This window comes from Stenotrophomonas sp. T8 (genome assembly GCF_051853085.1).
In the GTDB taxonomy this organism is placed as follows: domain Bacteria; phylum Pseudomonadota; class Gammaproteobacteria; order Xanthomonadales; family Xanthomonadaceae; genus Stenotrophomonas; species Stenotrophomonas sepilia.
The window spans coordinates 2,952,024-2,971,617 of the sequence record NZ_CP195329.1 but is presented as its reverse complement, the minus strand read 5'-3'; the positions used below and the strand labels follow the sequence as shown (position 1 = coordinate 2,971,617).

Annotated in this window: 16 protein-coding genes and 1 riboswitch; of the genes, 7 read left to right on the top strand and 9 right to left on the bottom strand. The window is 68.0% G+C overall.

What is annotated here, in order from left to right; genetic code table 11:
* Positions 1–29 precede the first annotated feature (29 nt).
* Positions 30–1,049, top strand: coding sequence for a glycosyltransferase family 2 protein (locus tag ACSDHM_RS13900; RefSeq protein ID WP_072168565.1), 1,020 nt, complete (start codon positions 30–32; stop codon positions 1,047–1,049).
* The gene (locus ACSDHM_RS13895) at positions 1,009–1,440 is read left to right on the top strand and encodes a CBS domain-containing protein (RefSeq protein WP_005418405.1); all 432 of its coding nucleotides are present in this window, start codon (positions 1,009–1,011) and stop codon (positions 1,438–1,440) included. Before ACSDHM_RS13900 ends, ACSDHM_RS13895 begins: the two co-directional genes overlap by 41 nt.
* Before the next feature lie 491 nt (positions 1,441–1,931).
* Here ACSDHM_RS13895 and ACSDHM_RS13890 read toward each other — a convergent pair whose 3' ends face one another.
* From ACSDHM_RS13890 to ACSDHM_RS13875, 4 genes are all read right to left on the bottom strand, one after another.
* Positions 1,932–3,905 (bottom strand): AsmA family protein, encoded by a 1,974-nt coding sequence (locus tag ACSDHM_RS13890; protein WP_404830541.1) that lies wholly within the window; start codon positions 3,903–3,905, stop codon positions 1,932–1,934.
* 82 nt (positions 3,906–3,987) lie between these two features.
* Positions 3,988–4,626: a PAQR family membrane homeostasis protein TrhA gene (trhA, locus tag ACSDHM_RS13885; RefSeq protein ID WP_005418403.1), complete on the bottom strand. Its 639-nt coding sequence runs from the start codon at positions 4,624–4,626 to the stop codon at positions 3,988–3,990.
* 159 nt (positions 4,627–4,785) lie between these two features.
* Positions 4,786–6,390 carry a peptide chain release factor 3 gene (locus ACSDHM_RS13880; protein WP_049415910.1) on the bottom strand — a complete coding sequence of 535 codons (1,605 nt, stop codon included), beginning with the start codon at positions 6,388–6,390 and terminating at the stop codon, positions 4,786–4,788.
* Positions 6,391–6,456: 66 nt separating this feature from the next.
* Positions 6,457–7,341 (bottom strand): M23 family metallopeptidase, encoded by an 885-nt coding sequence (locus tag ACSDHM_RS13875; RefSeq protein ID WP_252744515.1) that lies wholly within the window; start codon positions 7,339–7,341, stop codon positions 6,457–6,459.
* A 147-nt stretch (positions 7,342–7,488) separates the two neighbouring features.
* Positions 7,489–7,607, top strand: a riboswitch (SAM riboswitch).
* A 76-nt stretch (positions 7,608–7,683) separates the two neighbouring features.
* Between ACSDHM_RS13875 and metX the strand changes: the two genes are divergently transcribed.
* Genes metX through ACSDHM_RS13860 form a run of 3 tightly spaced genes read left to right on the top strand, consistent with a single transcriptional unit; the run spans position 7,684 to position 11,011 of the window.
* Complete coding sequence (gene metX / locus ACSDHM_RS13870; protein WP_049415906.1) at positions 7,684–8,715, top strand: homoserine O-succinyltransferase MetX; 1,032 nt, start codon at positions 7,684–7,686, stop codon at positions 8,713–8,715.
* The gene (locus ACSDHM_RS13865; protein ID WP_111200760.1) at positions 8,712–9,947 is read left to right on the top strand and encodes an O-succinylhomoserine (thiol)-lyase; all 1,236 of its coding nucleotides are present in this window, start codon (positions 8,712–8,714) and stop codon (positions 9,945–9,947) included. The genes metX and ACSDHM_RS13865 overlap by 4 nt, the downstream gene beginning before the upstream one ends.
* Positions 9,944–11,011: a homoserine dehydrogenase gene (locus ACSDHM_RS13860; protein ID WP_088496804.1), complete on the top strand. Its 1,068-nt coding sequence runs from the start codon at positions 9,944–9,946 to the stop codon at positions 11,009–11,011. Before ACSDHM_RS13865 ends, ACSDHM_RS13860 begins: the two co-directional genes overlap by 4 nt.
* A gap of 107 nt (positions 11,012–11,118) precedes the next feature.
* Here the strand turns inward: ACSDHM_RS13860 and ACSDHM_RS13855 are convergent, their stop codons facing one another.
* Positions 11,119–12,114, bottom strand: coding sequence for an alpha/beta fold hydrolase (locus ACSDHM_RS13855; RefSeq protein ID WP_072168570.1), 996 nt, complete (start codon positions 12,112–12,114; stop codon positions 11,119–11,121).
* A gap of 127 nt (positions 12,115–12,241) precedes the next feature.
* On the bottom strand, positions 12,242–13,624 hold the full coding sequence (locus tag ACSDHM_RS13850; RefSeq protein ID WP_049415888.1) for an L-serine ammonia-lyase: 1,383 nt from the start codon (positions 13,622–13,624) through the stop codon (positions 12,242–12,244).
* A gap of 100 nt (positions 13,625–13,724) precedes the next feature.
* Here ACSDHM_RS13850 and ACSDHM_RS13845 point away from each other — a divergent pair, with 100 nt between their 5' ends.
* A complete protein-coding gene (locus tag ACSDHM_RS13845) occupies positions 13,725–13,955 on the top strand; it encodes a glutaredoxin family protein (RefSeq protein WP_111200768.1) in 231 nt (76 codons plus the stop codon).
* Positions 13,956–14,026: 71 nt separating this feature from the next.
* On the opposite strand, the gene ACSDHM_RS13840 is transcribed toward ACSDHM_RS13845, so the two are convergent.
* From ACSDHM_RS13840 to ACSDHM_RS13830, 3 genes are read right to left on the bottom strand one after another with little or no spacing between them, the layout of a single operon-like run.
* Entirely contained in the window at positions 14,027–14,599 is a 573-nt protein-coding gene (locus ACSDHM_RS13840) for a YceI family protein (RefSeq protein WP_021202032.1), read from the bottom strand.
* Between the two features lie 3 nt (positions 14,600–14,602).
* Positions 14,603–15,175 (bottom strand): cytochrome b, encoded by a 573-nt coding sequence (locus ACSDHM_RS13835; RefSeq protein ID WP_088496805.1) that lies wholly within the window; start codon positions 15,173–15,175, stop codon positions 14,603–14,605.
* Positions 15,176–15,185: 10 nt separating this feature from the next.
* Positions 15,186–15,818 (bottom strand): YceI family protein, encoded by a 633-nt coding sequence (locus tag ACSDHM_RS13830; protein ID WP_088496806.1) that lies wholly within the window; start codon positions 15,816–15,818, stop codon positions 15,186–15,188.
* Positions 15,819–15,982: 164 nt separating this feature from the next.
* Here ACSDHM_RS13830 and ACSDHM_RS13825 point away from each other — a divergent pair, with 164 nt between their 5' ends.
* Complete coding sequence (locus tag ACSDHM_RS13825; protein ID WP_353761586.1) at positions 15,983–19,525, top strand: hybrid sensor histidine kinase/response regulator; 3,543 nt, start codon at positions 15,983–15,985, stop codon at positions 19,523–19,525.
* Positions 19,526–19,594 lie beyond the last annotated feature (69 nt).

Sequence of the window (19,594 nt, the reverse complement as noted above, 5' to 3'; positions counted from 1 at the left end):
GGCGCGTGCCGGCAACGTATAATCCGGGCATGACCCGCGAACGGCTTACCTTCGTCATCGCCGCCTACAACGAGGCCCTGGCACTGCCGCTGCTGCATCCACGGCTGTGCGCGGTGCTCGACGGCATGCCCGACATCGACGGTCACATCCTCTATGTGGACGACGGCAGCCATGACGGTACCTGGGACGTGATCGCCGGGCTGGCCCAGGCCGATGCACGCGTATCGGCGCTGAAGCTGTCGCGCAACTTCGGCAAGGAAGCGGCGCTGACCGCCGGCCTGGATCTGGTGCACGAGGGTGCGGCGATGATCCTCGATGCCGATGGCCAGGACCCGCCGGAGCTGGTGCCGCAGTTCGTTGCGCGCTGGCGCGAAGGGCATGACAACGTCTACGGCACGCGCATGGCCCGCGATGGCGAGGCCTGGATCAAGCGCGCCACGGCAGCGATGTTCTATCGGGTGATGGGCCGCCTGTCGCGGACACCGATTCCGGCCGATACCGGGGACTTCCGCCTGCTGTCACCGCGCGCGCTGAACGCCCTGCGCGGGATGCGCGAGCGCCACCGCTTCATGAAGGGACTTTTCAGCTGGGTGGGATTCAAGCGGATCGCCGTGACCTACCACCGCCACGCGCGTGTGGCCGGCACCAGCAAGTTCAGCCTGTGGCGGCTGTGGAATTTCGCCCTCGAAGGCATCACGGGGTTCTCGACCGTGCCGTTGCGGGCGGCGACCTACCTCGGGCTGGCAACCGCGGCCGTCGCTTTCGTGTTCGGCCTGTGGGTGATCGTGAAGGCGGCGCTGTATGGCGACCGGGTGGCGGGCTGGCCGACGATGATGGCGGTGATCCTGTTTCTGGGCGGCGTGCAGCTGATCGCGCTTGGCCTGATCGGCGAGTACCTGGGGCGGCTGTACGAGGAGTCCAAGCAGCGGCCGTTGTACCTGGTTGACGCCTGGCTAGCATCGTCCGTGGCAGACTCGGTCCCGCAACCCACCCTGGGAGGGCAGGCAGATGACCACGGTACGGCAACTGTTGGACGGCAAGTCTCCTGAAGTACATGCGGTCGCGCCGGATGCGGCGGTGATCGATGCGATCCGGTTGATGGCGGAAAAGGGCATCGGTGCGGTGCTGGTGATGGACGGCCCGCGGCTGGTGGGAATCCTGTCCGAGCGTGATTACGCGCGCAAGATCGTGTTGCGTGATCGCTCTTCGCGCGATACGGCGGTGGCAGAGATCATGACGTCGCAGGTGGTGACGGTGTCGCCGGGCGAGCAGGTGGAGCATTGCCTTCAGTTGGTGACCGATTATCGCATCCGCCATCTGCCGGTCGTGGAGGGCGCGCAGGTGCTGGGGGTGATCTCCATCGGCGACCTGGTGAAGTCGGTGATCGATGCGCAGCGGCGGGAGCTGGATCAACTGCAGCAGTACATCGTTGCCGGGTGAGGGTGTCGCTGGCGGGCCTGCGGCCCGCCGGCCCGCTTTTCGAAGCTCAAAGCCACAGCCAAAGCCAAAGCAGCGCCTTCCTGATACGTTGGGAGGCGGAGGGTGCGGCTGGGCAGGACACGCCGTAAACCCATCCATGGGGGCTCGATCGGCGCATCCATGCGCCTCACGGTCCTGCCCAGCCGCACCCTCCGCCTCTGGACACGTTCCTGTGAGTGCGGTGCGCACATGCGCGATGGCTCGCTTTTGGTAGCCGCCAACCTTGGTTGGCAACAGCTTTTGACTTTGCTTTCTTCTTTTGACTTTGAATTTCGCTCTAGTTCCGCGCGCGCAGGAAACTGTCCGGAGCCGGAGCAAGGCGGCAGGCAGGACCGTGAGGCGCATGGATGCGCCGACCGAGCCTACAGGGACGTATTTACGGCGTGTCCTGCCTGTCGCCCTGCTCCGGCTCTACGCGCGGGAAAAGAGGCGCCGCGAACAACGCTGTAAACCTACTTCGCATACTGCCCACCGCAGTCGGCATCCTTGCCCGGCCCCAGCTCGATCGTCGCCAGCAGCGCCGCCGGCGGGGCGATGCTGCCCAGTGCCAGGGCCACCGCACCGCGGATGCCCAGCGCCTTGAAGTCGGGGCGGAACGACGGGTCCTTGAACGTGCCGGCAACGTGCAGCGGCGAGCGCAGTACCAGGATGCTCCTGTCCTTGGGGCGCGGCTTCAACAGCAGGTCCAGGGTTTCGTCGCGCAGGCTGACGGTGCCTTCGCCGATGAGGATCGTGTCGGTGGTGTCCACCGCCAGTGCCTGGCTGGTCATCAGGCCGTCGCGCACACCGAAGTCGGCGAAGGCGCAGCGCAGGGGAATCTGCTTGTCGCCGGTCACCAGGAACTTCAGCGATTCGGTGATATCCAGGCCGGCCAGCTCCATCACCAGGTTGCCGACGTGGCCACGGCCCATCGCCAGGCCGACCTTGCCGCTGCTGCTGCCGAGCATCGCGGCGATCGAATTGCCGCGGCCACTCAGGTCCACCTCACCGCCGATGCCGCCCTTGGCCTGTTCGGCCAGCTTGGCATCGGGGAACAGCTGGCCCAGCTGAACGCCGCGCACGCTCGCCTTCAGCGCAGTGCTGATCTGCGGCTGGCGTGCGTCCATGCGGATGGTGCTGCGGATATCGCCGCCGGCGACGCCGAAGTTCAGCGGGGCCAGCCGCAGCACCCCGTCATCCAGCAGCAGATGGGCGTCCATGTCGTCCAATGGCAATGACGGTGCGTTGATGCGGTGGGCCTTCCAGCGCACATCGGCATCCATCGCACGCAGCTTGCCGAGGTTGTAGGGCGTGTCCGGAAGCACGCGCGCGCGCGCGGCCACCCGTGCGGCCTCGGCCTTCTGCTCCGCATTGGCGGTTTCGCCGCCGCCGGTCTTCGGCGGCGCGCCGACGAAGCCGGCCAGGTCATCGAAGTCCAGGCGCTTGGATTCCAGCGTCGCGGTCAGCCGCGGACGGTCGCGGCCCACCTCGAACTGAAGACTGCCACCGAGGTCGCTGTCGCCCACCTTGCCGGTGAAACCGTCGTAACGCCAGACGTCGTGGTCGCGCTTCAGGCGTCCGTTCAGCGCGTAGGGCGGGGACGGCGGAATGGCGATGCCGAGCAATGGGTAGAGATCGGCCAGGTCCTGGCCACTGAGTGCGAACTGCAGGTCGAACACGCGCAGCTGGAACGGATTGGTCAGCGTGCCGCTGGCCACCGCGTGGGTGGCGCCGGCGCGGCCGTCGAGGTGGATGCGGAACGGGTGGTCGCTGTTGGTCAGTTCCAGCGGCGATTCGGTTCCGCCCTGCAGGGTGAACGCATTGCCCTGCCAGTGGCCCTTGCCCTGCACCAGCAGCGGCGGCGAGGCATCTGCCTGCTTCGGCTGGCCGCTGCGCACGCCCACGCGGATGTCGGTACGGCCCGGTGCGTCGAGGAACTGCAGCCGGCCGTCGTCGACGCGCAGGCGCTTGAGCTGCGGGCTGGTGCCGCCAGCGCTGTCACCGAGGAAGTCCCAGTTGCCCGGCTCGCCCTGGCGTGGGGCGGTTTCCAGCAGCACGTCCGGTCGGGTCAGGCGCACTTCCGGCAGCTGCACGCTGCCGCGCAGCAGGGGCCACACGCGCACGTCGATCTCGACGCGGTCGGCCGTGACCATGTTCGGCTGCTTCGCCCAACCGGCATTGGCGAAGGTGATCGCATCGGCACGGATGGTGCTGGTCCGGCCGAGGTCGACATCCAGATGGCCGATGTGCAGTGCACGGCCGGTACGGGCCTGCACGGCGCGCTCGACAGGGCCTTTGAACCAGTTCCAGTCCCACAGTGCGATCAGTACCAGGATCGCCGCGAGCAGGAAGATCAGCAGCGTCAACCAGCGCCGGCCTCGCGGGCCGGGGCGGCCCAGGCGCCAGCGGTTCGTGCGCTTTGTGGCAGGGGAGGCGGCGGCATTCACGCTGCCATGGTTGCCCCCTCATCGTGGACGGGGCGCGAAGCGTCCATGTGCGCGGCGTGCACGCGCCACGCACGGGCCGGTGCTACAGCACCTGCATGGTGACCGCGACGAAGTGGCAGACGCTGCCACCGATGACGAACAGGTGCCAGATCGCATGCGAATAGGGAATCGATTCGCGGTGGTAGAAATAGGTGCCCAGCGTGTAGGACAGGCCGCCGGCCAGCAGCCAGCCCAGCGTCCAGCCGTCGATCGAGGCCAGCATCGGCTTGACCGCCACGATCACCAGCCAGCCCATGGCCACGTAGATGGCAGTGGACAGGCGCTTGAAGCGACCGGTGTAGAACAGCTTGAACACCACGCCGGCCAGGGCCAGGGTCCAGATCGCGGCGAACAGGCCCCAGCCCCACGGGCCGCGCAGGCCGATCAGGGTGAATGGGGTATAGGTGCCGGCGATCAGTACGTAGATCGCACAGTGGTCGAACACTTTGAGCCGGCCCTTGGCGACCGGGTGCTGGATGGCGTGGTACAGGGTGGACGCGGTGTACAGCAGCAGCAGCGCGATGCCGAACACGATGGCGCCGGCCAGCTGCCAGCCATCGCTGTAGATCGCGGCCAGGGTGATCAGCACCGCACCGGCGCCCAGGGCGAGCACGGCACCGAGGCCGTGGGTCAGGGCGCTGGCGATTTCTTCGCGGATCGAAGCAACGGAAGTCGTGGACATGGCGTAGGCATCGTTCGCGGGGAGGGGGACCCGCACCCCTCTATCATCGCCGCGATGGGCGGCACGTGCACGCCCGTCACCGTATGGTGGGTGAATCCCTGCGTTGCGACGGCGGGGTCAGAGCCCTTTCCTTGCGGAAAGGGATCCGACCCCGTGGCATCAGCCTGCCGAAACGGTGTGCGCCGCTTCGCGTGTGGCCGAGAAACGCACATCCGGCGAGCGTTCCTGGGCCAGCTGCAGGTTGACCCGGGTCGGAGCGAGGTAGACCAGGTGACCGGCCGCATCCAGCGCCAGGTTGAGCGCATTCTTCTCGCGGAACTCTTCCAGCTTCTTCTCGTTGCTGCAGTGGACCCAGCGCGCAGTGGTCACGCTGACCGGCTCGAAGGTGGCTTCCACACCGTACTCGTCCTTCAGGCGGTAGGCCGCCACGTCGAACTGCAGCACGCCGACGGCACCCAGGATCAGGTCGTTGCTGGTCAGCGGGCGGAAGAACTGGGTCGCGCCTTCCTCGGACAGCTGGGCCAGGCCCTTCTGCAGCTGCTTGAGCTTGAGCGGATCACGCAGGCGTGCGCGGCGGAACAGTTCCGGGGCGAAGTTGGGAATGCCGGTGAAGGTCACCGCTTCGCCTTCGGTGAAGGTATCGCCGATGGAGATGGTGCCGTGGTTGTGGATGCCGATCACGTCGCCGGGCCACGCTTCGGCCGCGATCTCGCGGTCGCTGGCCATGAAGGTCAGCGCGTTGGCCAGCTTCATTTCCTTGCCGGTGCGCACGTGGAAGGTCTTCATGCCGGCGCTGAAACGGCCCGAACAGACCCGCATGAATGCCACGCGGTCACGGTGCTGCGGGTCCATGTTGGCCTGGATCTTGAACACGAAGCCGGTCAGCTTGTTCTCTTCCGGTGCGATTTCGCGGCCGGTGGTGGTTCGCGCCTGCGGCGACGGCGCATGCTCGACGAAGAAGTCCAGCAGCGGCTGCACGCCGAAGTTGTTCACGCCCGACCCGAAGAACACCGGGGTCTGCTTGCCGGCGCGGTAAGCGTCCAGATCGAACGGATGGCTGGCGCCCTGCACCAGTTCCAGTTCGTCGCGCAGGTCGGCCAGCATCTGCGCACCGATCTTCTCGGCCAGGCCGGGCGCATCGATGGATGGGAAGATGGTCGAGTCCTGGCGGGTGAAGTTGCGACCCGGTTCGTACAGGTGCACTTCGCCGGTCAGCAGGTGAACCACGCCCTTCAGGCGCTGGCCCATGCCGATCGGCCAGGTGACCGGCGCGCACTGGATGCCGAGCACGGTCTCCACTTCATCCAGCAGCTCGATCGGGTCCTTGCCCTCGCGGTCGAGCTTGTTGATGAAGGTCATGATCGGGGTGTCGCGCAGGCGGCACACCTCCATCAGCTTGATGGTGCGCTCTTCCACGCCCTTGGCCACGTCGATCACCATCAGCGCCGAGTCCACTGCGGTCAGCACGCGGTAGGTGTCCTCGCCGAAGTCGGCGTGACCAGGGGTGTCAAGCAGGTTGACGATCTTGCCTTCGTACGGGAACTGCATCACCGAGGAGGTGACGGAGATGCCGCGCTCCTTTTCCAGCGCCATCCAGTCGGAGGTGGCGTGGCGGGCGGCCTTGCGGCCCTTGACCGAACCGGCCATCTGGATCGCGCCTCCGAACAGCAGCAGCTTTTCGGTCAGCGTGGTCTTGCCGGCGTCAGGGTGGGAAATGATGGCGAAGGTGCGGCGACGCGACGCTTCGTTGGCGACTTCGGACATGGCAGTGGCGCCCGCCCGGGGCGCTTTTCAAAGAGATAAGCGCCCGATTATACCGGCCGGGGCCGGTCAGCGCCCGATACCGCCGTCGGCCTCGCTGTGGCGGGCGAACTGCAGCTGGCCCTGCCCGGCGAAGATGCGCACCGGCACCGAGCGCAGGCCCATGCCGCGGTTGACCTGCACCACGAAGTGCAGGTGCGGCGCAGTGCTGTAGCCGCTGTTGCCGGACAGGCCGATCGGTTGCCCGGCTCCCACCGCCTGGCCGCGGCGCACGCGCATGCCGCCGGCCTGGAGGTGGCCGTACAGGGCCATGCTGCCGTCGCTGTGCAGCACGCGGATGAAATTGGCACGGGCACCATCGCGCTCGCGGTCCTGGCCGTTGCCACGGAAGCCATCCTGGATCTGCATCACCGTGCCCTCGCGCGCGGCCAGCACCAGGGTGCCCTCCGGCAGTGCGAAGTCGACCGCGTCGCGGTTCTCCTCGTCGTCATGGCTGAATCGCCCCTGCGGTGCCTGGTCTACACGCAGGCGGGCCGCATCGAACGGCAGGCGATAGCCGACATCTTCGGCCTGTGCGGCCGGGTTGCCCGGCACCGACTGCAGGCGCAGATCCAGCATGCGGCCATCGATCGGGGCGGGCAGGTGGCCGACCACCAGGCTGCTGTCGCCCTGGATCAGCGACTCGACCGGGAGGCCTTCGACCGGGTGTCCGGGGGCGGCGCGCAGCTGGATCTGCAGCGGCCCTGCCAGCCCGTTGTCGATCCGCGCCTGCCATTGCGTACCGACCGGCTGCAGGCGCAACCGGGCCATGGGGACGGCGCCCTCGGCACTGCCTGCGCGGGTGGCAGGGGCGGAAGGGGGAGCCAGTCCCCAGCCCTGGCGCCAGTCGCCGGCGTATGCGGTCGCGCTCGCCAGCAGAGGCAACAGCAGGCAGGACAGGGGCAGGCGCGGCATCGGCGTTTCCAGCAAGAGGACCGCCGGGACTGTACCCGATCCTGAACGGGGCGACCGGGACGGCCCTCGCAGAGTGATCCTGGAAATATCTATCGCTTTATCCGCATGAAGGGATTGACAGTGCCGGAAAGGGCTGGCATCGTGGCTCCACCATCGAGACCGGCAGAGGGACAGGCCCTTTGAAGCCGGGGCAGCCCGCAGGCGCGCAAGCGTCTGCGTAGGTGCCAAATCCTGCGGGGACCGTGGCGTCCACCGAAAGATGGTTCGAACCATGCACCCCACGTGCATATCGAACGCGGGCCCGCGAAGGCTCGATGGCCGATTCCCCAACCGGATCCCGCCATGAGCTTCGCTGCCAGTACCGCCATTCGCCCCGAACCCTTTGTCCCCGTCAGCGTGCCGGTCGCAGACCGCGTGCACGCGGAGCGCGGTGAGTTCGCCGCGGTGCTGTCGATGCGCCATGCAGGCCCCAGCCCGGTGCGCCTGCGCTATGAGTGGGTGGGCCCGGCCAACGCACCGGTGGTGGTGCTGGCCGGTGGCATTTCCGCCCATCGCCACGTGGCGTCCAATGCACAGTTCAGCGAGAAGGGCTGGGCCGAAGCGCTTGTGGGTAGCGGCCGCGCGCTCGACCCGCAGCAGCTGCGCGTGCTGGCCTTCGATTTCATCGGTGCCGACGGTGCACTGGATGTGCCGATCGATACTGCCGACCAGGCCGATGCGCTGGCGCTGTTGCTGGACCATCTCGGCATCCGCACGCTGAAGGCCTTCGTCGGCTATTCGTATGGCGCGCTGGTCGGCCAGCAGTTCGCGATCCGTCACCGCGCCCGCGTGCGCCAGCTGGTGCTGGCCAGCGGCGCGCACCGCCCGCATCCCTATGCCGCCGCGTGGCGCGCGCTGCAGCGCCGCGCGGTTGCGCTGGGCCAGCTGCAGTGCGGCGAAGACCACGGCCTGGCCCTGGCCAGGCAGTTCGCCATGCTCAGCTACCGCACCCCGGAAGAATTCGGCGAGCGCTTCGACGCCGCGCCGGAGGTCATCAATGGCCGCGTGCGCGTGGCCGCCGAAGACTACCTCGACGCCGCCGGCGCGCAGTACGTCGCGCGCACGCCGGTGACCGCCTACCTGCGCCTGTCCGAATCGATCGACCTGCACCGTGTCGACCCCGCCGCGATCCTGCCACCGACCGTGGTGGTCGCCGTGGAGGGCGACCGCCTGGTGCCGCTGGCCGACCTGGTCGGCCTGGTCGAAGGGCTGGGCCCGCGCGGCAGCCTGCGCGTGCTGCGTTCGCCCTATGGCCACGACGCCTTCCTCAAAGAAACCGATCGCATCGACGCGATCCTCGCCACCGCCTTCCGCACCTCTGGAGAGTCCGCATGAGCCTGCACGCCAACGAGCCGTCCTGTAGTCGCACCACTGCCGCCGTCCGTGCGGGCATCGATCGGGACACCGCGCATGGCGCGGTCACACCGCCGATCGTGCTGTCGTCGAACTTCAGCTTCGACGGCTTCGGCAACAAGCGCCAGTACGACTACACGCGCAGTGGCAACCCGACCCGCGACCTGCTGGGTGAGGCGCTGGCGGAACTGGAAGGCGGCGTCGGTGGTGTGGTCACCGCCACCGGCATGGGCGCGATCAACCTGGTGCTGAACGCACTGCTGCAGCCGGGCGATACCCTGGTGGTGCCGCACGATGCGTACGGCGGCAGCTGGCGCCTGTTCAATGCGCTGGCCAGGAAGGGCCACTTTGAACTGGTCACCGCCGACCTGACCGATCCGCGTGCACTGGCGCAGGCGTTGGCCACCCAGCCGAAGCTGGTGCTGGTGGAAACGCCGTCCAACCCTCTGCTGCGCATCACCGACCTGCGCTTCGTCATCGATGCCGCGCACAAGGCCGGCGCTCTCGTGGTGGTCGACAACACGTTCCTGTCGCCAGCGCTGCAGCAACCGCTGTCGTTCGGTGCGGACCTGGTGCTGCATTCCACCACGAAGTACATCAACGGCCACAGCGATGTGGTAGGCGGGGCAGTGGTCGCGCGTGATCCGGCACTGCACGAGCAGCTGGTGTGGTGGGGCAACGCGCTGGGCCTGACGGGTTCACCGTTCGATGCCTTCCTGACGCTGCGTGGCCTGCGCACGCTGGATGCGCGCCTGCGCGTGCACCAGGAAAATACCGCCTCGATCGTCGCCCTGCTGGACCGGCATCCGGCGGTCGGCACGGTGTACTACCCGGGCCTGGCCGAACATCCCGGCCATGCCATCGCCGCACGCCAGCAGAACGGCTTCGGTGCGATGCTGTCGTTCGAGCTTGCGCACTGCGCCGGTGAAGATCCGCACGCGGCAGTGCGCGCATTCGTGGATGGCCTGCGCTGCTTCACCCTGGCCGAATCGCTGGGCGGCGTCGAAAGCCTGATCGCCCATCCGGCGACCATGACCCATGCGGCGATGACCCCAGAAGCACGTGCCGCCGCTGGCATCAGCGAAGGGCTGCTGCGCCTGTCGGTCGGCATCGAGGCCGAGCGCGACCTGCTGGCCGATCTCGGTGCCGCGCTGCAGCGCGCCGAAGTCGTGATCGATGCGGCCGCACGCCGCAAACAGGTGGTGGATGCATGAGCGCGCTCGCCGCCGACATTCCTGCGCTGGGCGTGGGACGCCTGGCGCTGCTGGGCACTGGCACGGTCGGCTCGGCCTTCGTGCAGCGTTACCAGGCATTGCGGGCGCGTGGGCTGGAACTGCCCAGCGTGCAGTGGCTGGCCAATTCACGCACTGCGCTGGAGATCGATCGTGACCTGGTGCTGCCGCTGGAGCTGGCGCGACGTGCGCCACGCGATGGCCAGAGTTCGCCGGCGTGGGCCAGCACCGAAGGGCTGGAGCGTGGCGATGTGGTGGTCGATGCCACCGCCAGCGAAGACGTGGCCGCACGTCACGTGCAGTGGCTGGCGCGCGGCGTGCATGTGGTGACCGCCAACAAGCTGGGCCGTGGTGCGCAGCTCGCACGCGCGCAGGCGATTGCCGAAAGCTGCGCAGACAGTGGTGCGCGCTATGGCGACAGCGCCACCGTCGGCGCGGGCCTGCCGCTGCTGAGCAGCCTGCGCGCGCTGGTGGCCGGTGGCGATCACATCCATGCCATCGAGGGTGTGCTGTCCGGTTCGCTGGCGTGGCTGTTCCATCGTTACGACGGCCAGTCGCCGTTCTCGGCGGCGGTGCGCGAAGCGTTGGCGGCCGGCTACACCGAGCCCGATCCGCGCCTGGATCTGTCCGGCGAAGACGTGCGGCGCAAGCTGCTGATCCTGGCCCGCAGCAGCGGGCTGGCGCTGGATGCTTCGCAGGTGCAGGTGGATTCACTGGTACCTGAAACGCTGGCCGCGTTGCCGCTGGAGGGCGCAGTGGCTGCGCTGGAGCAGCTGGATGCGCCGTTGCAGGCGCGTTGGCAGCAGGCACGCAAAAACGGCCGCGTGTTGCGTTTCGTTGGCCGTGTTGACGGTGAGGGTGCGCAGGTGGGCCTGCGCGAGCTGCCGGCTGATCACCCGTTGGCGCAGGGTGCGGGGACCGACAACCGCGTCGCCATCCACAGTGATCGCTACCGTCGCCAGCCGCTGTTGATTCAAGGCCCGGGTGCGGGCGCGGAAGTCACCGCCGCCGCGTTGCTGGATGACGTGCTGCGGATCGTCGGCTGATCGCACAGTTCTTGTAGAGCCGAGCCCATGCTCGGCTGCTACTGGCGAGATCCCCTCCTGCTGGATGAGCCGAGCATGGGCTCGGCTCTACAGGGGCGCCCTGCCGGTCAGCGTGACTTCAAGGACTTCAGCAACGCGGCGTTGAACTGCTTCGGGTCCTGCACCTGCGGCGAATGGCCCAGTTCGGCGAACTCGACCAGCGTGGCGCCGGGAATCGTCGCGGCCGCGGACTTGCCGAGCACCGAATAGTTGCCCAGCGTCGCCTTCACCGCAGGCGGCGCCAGGTCGCGGCCGATCGCGGTGCGGTCCTTCTGGCCGATGAACAACGTAGTCGGCACCTGCAGGTTCTTCAGTTCGTAGACCACCGGCTGGTTGAACACCATGTCCGAGGCCAGCGCCTGGCTCCATGCGACGGCCTGCTTGCCGGGCCCTTCGTACATGCCTGACTGCATCCGCGCCCAGGGTTCGTAGGCCGGCTTCCATTTGCCGTCGTAGTACACATCCAGCTGGTAGCGGCGGATGCTGTCGTAGCTGATGTTCATTTCACCGGCATACCACGCGTCCACGCTGCGCCATGGCACGCCCAGCGCCTTCCAGTCTTCCAGTCCGATCGGGTTGACCAGCGATAGGCTGCGCAGGTCCTGCGGGTACATCAGCGCGTAGCGCACCGCCAGCATGCCGCCCATCGAATGTCCGACCAGGTGCACTGGCACGTCGCCCAGTTGCAGCTGCTGCAGCAGGGCATGGGTGTTGGCTGCCAGCTGTGCGAACGTGTACTGGTAGCGCTCGGGCTTGCTGGATTTGCAGAAGCCGACCTGGTCCGGAGCGATCACCCGGTAGCCGGCGGCAACCAGCGGCTTGATCGATTCCTTCCAGGTGGCCGCACAGAAGTTCTTGCCATGCAGCAGCACCACCACGCCGATCGGAGTCTTCTTCGGTGCGATGTCCAGGTAGGCCATCTCCAGCGGCTGCCGCTGCGATTCCAGCGCGAAGGTCTTCACCGGATAGCCGTAGTCGAAGCCCTCCAGGCGCGGCCCGTAGCTGGGCGCGGCCAGGGCAGGCAGCGGAAGGCAGGCAAGCAGGGCAGCAGCGATCACGCGCATGGGGCAATCCGGGATGGGGGAGCCCCGAGCCTAACCGGAACGCGGTGATGGTGTCGTCCGATGTAGAGCCGGGGCCACCCCCGGCTGCTCCTGCCCCATCAGCCGGGCAGGTGCCCGGCTCTACAACTCAGCACTCGATGACGTTCACCGCCAGGCCACCGCGGCTGGTTTCCTTGTACTTGTCCTGCATGTCGCGGCCGGTATCGCGCATGGTCTTGATCACCTTGTCCAGCGACACCTTGTGCTTGCCGTCGCCACGCATCGCCATGCGCGAGGCATTGATCGCCTTCACCGCGCCCATCGCGTTGCGTTCGATGCAGGGGATCTGCACCAGGCCACCGATCGGGTCGCAGGTCAGGCCCAGGTTGTGTTCCATGCCGATTTCTGCGGCGTTCTCGATCTGGCTGGGGTTGCCACCCAGTGCCGCGACCAGGCCGCCGGCCGCCATCGAGCAGGCCACGCCAACCTCGCCCTGGCAGCCCACTTCGGCGCCGGAAATCGAGGCGTTTTCCTTGTAGAGGATGCCGATCGCCGCCGAGGTCAGCAGGAAGTCGAACACGCGCTGTTCGTTCGCGCCCGGGCAGAAGCGGTCGAAGTAGTGCAGCACCGCCGGCAGCACACCGGCCGCACCGTTGGTCGGCGCGGTCACCACACGGCCACCGGCCGCGTTCTCCTCGTTCACGGCCAGCGCGTACAGGTTGACCCAGTCCAGCGTGGTCAGCGGGTCGCGCATCGCCGCTTCCGGCTTCGACGACAGCTCGCGGTACAGCGCCGGTGCACGACGGCCCACCTTCAGGCCACCCGGCAGCACGCCTTCCTCGCGGATGCCGCGCGCCACGCACGACTGCATCGCACTCCAGATCTCGCGCAGCTGCGCGCGGATCTCGTCTTCGCTGCGCCAGCACTTCTCGTTCTCGAACATCAGCTGGGCAATGCTCAGGCCGCTGCGCGCGGTCTGCGCCAGCAGCTCATCGCCGCTCTTGAAAGGGTAGGGTAGCGGGGTCTCGTCGGGCACGATGCGATCATCGGCCGCGTCGTCCTGGTTGACCACGAAGCCGCCGCCCACCGAGTAGTAGTCGCGGGTGGCGATCACTTCGTCGTCGGCGTTGTAGGCAGTGAAGCGCATGCCGTTGGTGTGGTAGGGCAGCTTCTGGCGCTTGTTCATGCCGAGGTCGCGCTTCTCGTCGAAGGCGATCTCGTGCTGGCCCATCAGCTGGATGCGCTTGCTGCTGCGGATGCGCTCCAGCGTGGCCGGAATGATGTCCGGGTCGATCAGGTTCGGCCGCTGGCCTTCCAGGCCCAGCAGGATCGCCTTGTCGGTGCCGTGGCCGCGGCCGGTCAGTGCCAGCGAGCCATAGACATCGGCGCGGATGCGCGCGACCTCGTGCAGGCGGCCCGGGTCGAGCAGCCAGCGATGGATGAATCGCTCGGCGGCCTTCATCGGCCCGACGGTGTGCGAGGAACTCGGGCCAATGCCGATCTTGAAAACGTCGAACGTGCTGACAGCCATGGTTGCCGTACTGCGGGTACCGGAAGAGATCGCTATTCTAGCGGTTCACGCCGCACTTCCATGGCTGCGGCGCAGCATTTCCGCCACGGGAGCCCGGCCGGTGTTGACCCTTATCCAACGTGACGATTGCCACCTGTGCGACATGGCCCTGGCCGAGCTGGCCAGGGCACGGGCGCCGGAGTTCGAATCGGTGTTCCTGGACGACCAGCCGGCGCTGGAAGCGCGCTATGGCACGCGGGTGCCTGTGCTGCGTGACGAGCGCGGCGACCGCGAGCTGGACTGGCCGTTCGACGCCGCCACGGTTCGGGCGTGGTTGGCCGTCGATCGGTAGTGCCGGCCGCTGGCCGGCAACCCCTCTGTTCCCGGTGATGCCGGCCAGCGGCCGGCACTACCAGATGCGGTTTATTTCGCGTCGAACTTCACGATCGTGCTGATCGCGGTTTCGTCCGGGATGGTCTTGGTGTCGGCCCAGTCACCGCCGCCGACGCCGAAGTCCAGGCGCTTGACCGTGGCCTTGCCGGTCAGCACCGGTTGGGTGCCCGGCTTCCAGGTGAAGGTGAGGGTGACCGGCTTGCTGACGCCGCGCAGCTCCAGTGTGCCATCGGCGGCGAACTGGTCGTTGCCCACCGCGCGGAAGCCCTTGGCGGTGTAGCGTGCGGTGGCGAACTTGCCAACATTGAAGAAGTCGGCACCCTGCAGGGTCGAATCGCGGTCGCTGTTGCCGCTCTTGGCACCGGCCAGCGGGATCACCACGTCCAGCGAGCCGGCGGCCGGGTTGGCCGGGTCGAAGCTGAGCTTGGTCGCGAAGCCCGGGAAGCTGCCGGTGAACACTTCGCCGTCGTACTTGGTGGCGAACACCAGGATCGAACCGGCGCCGGGAGCCTGCGCGTAATCGGCAGCGAGTGCCGGAGCGGTGGCCAGCATGCCGGCCAGGGCGGCGGCCACGGCGGCCGGAGTGGTCAGTTTCAGGTTCATCGGTCAGTCCTTCTGAGGGGAGGCGAGCCAGCCGCGCGGCAACATGCGGGACAGCGTTGCATCGCGTTGGAACAGGTGGTGGTAGAAGGCAGCGCCGGCATGGGCCAGCACCACCGCGATCAACAGCCAGAAGCCGTATTCGTGGATGGCATGCGATACCGCGACAACCTGCGGGTCGGGTCCGCTCAGCTTGGGCACGTCGACCAGGCCGAACCAGCGGAACGGGCGCAGGCCGCTGGCCGAGTCGTACAGCCAGCCCGACAGCGGGATGGCGAACATCAGCACGTACAGCAGCACGTGGGTGGCGCCGGCGATGCGCTCCTGCCAGCTGGGCACGCCCGGCACCGGCTTCGGTGCACCGGCGTACAGGCGCCAGCCCAGGCGGAACAGCACCAGCGCCAGCACGGTGATGCCGATCGACTTGTGCGCGGTGTAGACCCAGAAGTACTTCGGGGTCTTGGGCAGTTCACCCATGGTCAGGCCGACCACGCCCAGGGCGAGGATCAGCAGTGCGATCAACCAATGCAGGATCTGGCTGACACTCCCCCAGGCGGCGGGGGTGTTCTTGGCGGTCATGAGGGGTCCTCTAGGGGGCCGTCTTGGGGTCGGAGTGCGGAACGGGAGCGGGAGTTCCCGGGGCGTCGCTGCGGTCGAGGGTGGCTTCAGCCTCGATCCTCAGTTGTACTGCATCACCGATGACGCCCGGCCAGGCGGTGATGCCGAACGCGCGCCGGCTCAGCGTGGTGCTGGCGGAAAAACCGGCGGTGCGTCGGAACGGGGGAAGCGGGTAGCGCTTGATGGCGTTGAGGGTCACATCCAGCGTGACTTCCTGGCTGACCCCGCGCAGGGTCAGCGTGCCGGACACGTGCGCGCGCCTGGCATCGATCGGCTCGACCTTGGTGGAGACGAATCGCGCGGTCGGGAAACGCTCGCCGTCGAGCAGGCTGCGGGCCAACGTGGCCTGGTTCCACTTGGCATCACCAAGGTCCAGTCGCGACACCGGGACATCCACTTCCACGGTGGCGTCGCGCCAGTTGTCGGGATCGAACCGCACGCGCCCCTCGCTGCCCGATACCGTGCCCATGGCCTGCGAGTAGCCTGCGTGGTCGATCGAGAACAGCACCCGCGTGTGCACCGGATCGAGGCGATAGGTGTCAGCGGCCGCCCAGGCAGGGGCGGTGGCGAGCAGCATCGGCAGCAGGGCCAGACAGGGACGCATCGATGGCGGGCTCCGGAAGGGGACGCTGCGATCATACGCACAGCCCCCTGCCAACGTTGCGTGCATGGGTGCAACAGTTCGTGGTGGTGCCGCCGCTGGAAACAGGCTGTTGCAGCCATGACCCCGGCCCTGTGTGACAATCGGCGCAGGACAGGGGGTTCAGGATGACGAGCGGCTGGCGCCTGTGGTGCCGTGGCATCGCAGGTATGGGACTGCTGCTGGTGGCGATGGCCACGGCGGCTGCGACCCTGCACATGGCAGAAACACCACGCCTGCGCCGCTTCGGTGCCGCCGAAGGCTTGCCGTCTCGCATGGTGGTGGCGCTGGCCGAGGATCGCCAGGGCCACGTATGGGCCGCCACCGATGGTGGACTCGCCCGCTATGACGGCAACAGCCTGCGGGTCTGGGAGCACGACCCGGAACAGCCGGGCTCGTTGCCAGGCAACGAGATCGAGACCCTGCTGATCGACCCGCTGGACCGGGTCTGGGTGGGCATCAATGGCAAGGGCGTGGCACGCCTGGATGCCGACCGCGAACGCTTCCAGACCTTCGATACGGTCAATTCCACCTGCCAGGGGCAGTTCTGGGCACTGGCCTATGTCGACGACGCCTTGTGGATCGGGACCAACAACCATGGCGTCTGCCGTTTCGGCGAAGACGGCAGCGTGCGCCTCTACACCCATGATCCGGCGCGCCCGGGTGGCCTGCCCAGCAACAGCATCTTCACCAGCCTGGTCGACGCGCGGGGCCGCCTGTGGGTCGGCACCGAAGCCGGTGTGGCGCGTTGGAACGGCAGCGGCTTCGAGCCGGTCGCCGCGCGGGAACTGGGTAGGCTGAGCGTGCTCCGGTTGAGCCGTGATGCAGACGGTTCGATCTGGGTAGGCAGCCAGAACGATGGCCTCTACCGCATCGATGGGCAGGACCGGGTCAGTCGCCCGCGATGGGCCGACAGTGCCCAGCTGCGGTCGGCCCTGGTCCTGGCCGATCGCCAGGGGGGCTACTGGGCGGGTACCTCCGATGGCCTGTTGCGAGGGGATGCGGCGGCGTTGCGCCGCCTGGAGGGGGACCGCGGCAGCGGCTTCCTGACCGCGCACAGCGGTGTGCTTGACCTGCTGCAGGACCACGAGGGCGGACTGTGGGTGGCGTTGCTGACCCAGGGCCTGGCCTATCTGCCACCGGACTGGCGGCGCTTCTCGATCTGGAACCAGCTCGACGGCAAGCCCCTGGACAGCCAGTACCTGTTGAGCGCGGCCAGCGATGGGAAGAACTACTACGTCGGCTCGGCGCGAGGGGTGTACCAGCTCGATGCGCAGGGCACCCTGCGTCTGCTGGCCAGCGACCGGCAGCTCGGCAACGGCGTGGTGTGGTCGGTGCTGCCGCGCCCGGATGGTCGCCTGTGGCTGGGACGCGGCGGCCGCATCACCGTCTACGATCCGGCCACCGGCGCATTGCGTGACCTGCGGATCGATGGCAGTGCCGACCTGCGCCAGCGCATCGACCTGATGCGGCAGGCCCCTGATGGCACGGTGTGGGTGTCGGTGATGGGCCTGGACCTGCAGCAGCGCGATGCAGAGGGCCGGCTGCTGCACAGTCATCCGCTGGAACATTTCCGCGGGACGGCCGATGCGCCGATCGAGCAGATTCGCTTCGACGCCCAAGGCCGGCCCTGGGTGATGGGCGACATGGGCATCTGGCGTGAGCAGGCCGGACGCTTCGAGGCAGTGCCTGGCGTGTCGCGCGGCCCGATCTACGATCTGGTATGGATCGATCCGCAGCAGTTGTGGCTGGCGCGCCAAGGCGCCTTCGAGCGCTACCAGTGGGATGGCATGAGCCTGCGCCTGATCCAGCGCATCGACGGCAGTGCGGGCGTGCCGCCGGTGACCATGGGGGGGCTGGCGCTGGCCGACAATGGCCAGCTCTGGGCCACGACGCCGCGCGGCCTGCTGCGGTGGGACCCGAAGACGCGGCGCCTGCAACAGTTCAACGAACGCGATGGCCTGTCCGATGCCGAGTTCACCGGTCGGCCACCTGCGGTGAATGCCGATGGCCGCGTGTTGGCGGTTACCCAGACCGGCCTGGTCGCCTTTGATGTGAATGCCGACGACACCGTGCTGCCGCCTTCATCGCTGGTGATCGCCGAAGTGCGTGTGCGGCGCGACGACGCACGCGGCTGGCAACCGTTGCCGCTTACTGGCACCCTGCTGCTGGGACCGGACGACCGCGATCTGCAGATCGATGCGCGGCTGCTGTCCTATGCCAGCCCGCAGGGCAACCGGTACCGCTTCCGCGTGCAGGGTTACGACCAGGACTGGGTGGAGCAGGGGGGCGATGGCCAGCGCACCCTGTCGCGGCTGCCGACCGGCCGCTATGTCATCGAGGTGCAGGCTGCGACTGCCCGGGGCACGTGGACGCCTTCGCAGCAGTTGCAGGTGAAGGTGCTGCCGCCGTGGTGGCGCAGCGGCATGGCGATATTCGGCTACATCCTGCTGGGGTCGTTGCTGCTGGTGGTTCTGGTCTGGTCGATCCGCGCGCGGTTGCGCCGCCGCCAGCAATGGCAGCTGACGGTGCACAAGCAGCAGCTGGCCGAGCAGGCCTCGCAGGCCAAGAGCCGTTTCCTGGCCACGCTGGGCCACGAAGTCCGCACGCCGATGACCGGCGTGCTGGGCATGAGCGAACTGCTGCTGGCGACCCCGCTGGATCCGGTGCAGCGCGGCTACGCCGGGTCCATCCAGCAGGCCGGCAGCCATCTGCTGCGGCTGGTCAACGATGCCCTGGACCTGGCCCGGATCGAAGCCGGGCGGCTGGAGCTGGACCTGCGCCCGTTCGATCTGGGGGAGCTGCTGGACCAGGTGCAGGGCCTGATGCAGCCGATGGCGCAGCAACGCCAGCTGGTGTTCCAGCGCGGCGAAGACCCGCCCGGGCCGATCAGTGTCAGTGGCGACGAGATGCGCGTGCGCCAGATCCTGCTGAACCTGCTCGGCAACGCGATCAAATTCACCGAGCGCGGCCACGTCGGCCTGGCCGTACGCCTGGAAGAAAAGGGCGGCCTGTGTTTCGAAGTCCATGACAGCGGCCCGGGCATCAACGCCGAGCAGCAGCAGCGCCTGTTCCATCGTTTCGAACAGGCCGACGGCCCGCGTACCGCGTCGCGCTACGGCGGCAGTGGCCTGGGGTTGGCGATCTGCCAGGAACTGGCGGTGGCGATGGGGGGGCGCATCGAAGTGGACAGCCAGCCTGGCAAGGGCGCGCGGTTCCGCGTGCGCCTGCCCCTGCCCTGGACGCGCCAGGCCGCCAACAGTGCGGGCGACGTGGCGGCCCTGCCGGAACTGCCGCCGCTGCGCATCCTGCTGGTCGAGGACGATGCCACGGTGGCCGAGGTCATCGCCGGCCTGCTGCGCGTGCGCGGGCATGAGGTGGTCCACGTGCTGCATGGCCTGGGCGCGCTGTCGGAGATCGCCACCGATGGTTTCGACGTCGGCCTGCTCGATCTCGATCTGCCCGCGCTGGATGGTACGGCCATCGCCCGCCAGCTGCGCACCATGGGCTATGAACTGCCGCTGGTGGCGGTGACCGCCCGTTCCGATGCCTATGCCGAAACCCAGGTGCTGGCCGCAGGCTTCGATGGCTTCCTGCGCAAGCCGGTGACCGGCGACCTGCTGGTGACGGCCATCGCCCAGGCGCGTGCGAAACGACAGGCGACCGCGTGACGACGCCGACGCCGGGCGTGAACGGCGCGACTTTCGGTTTACCATGCCGACGCCCGCTGCGCGGGAATC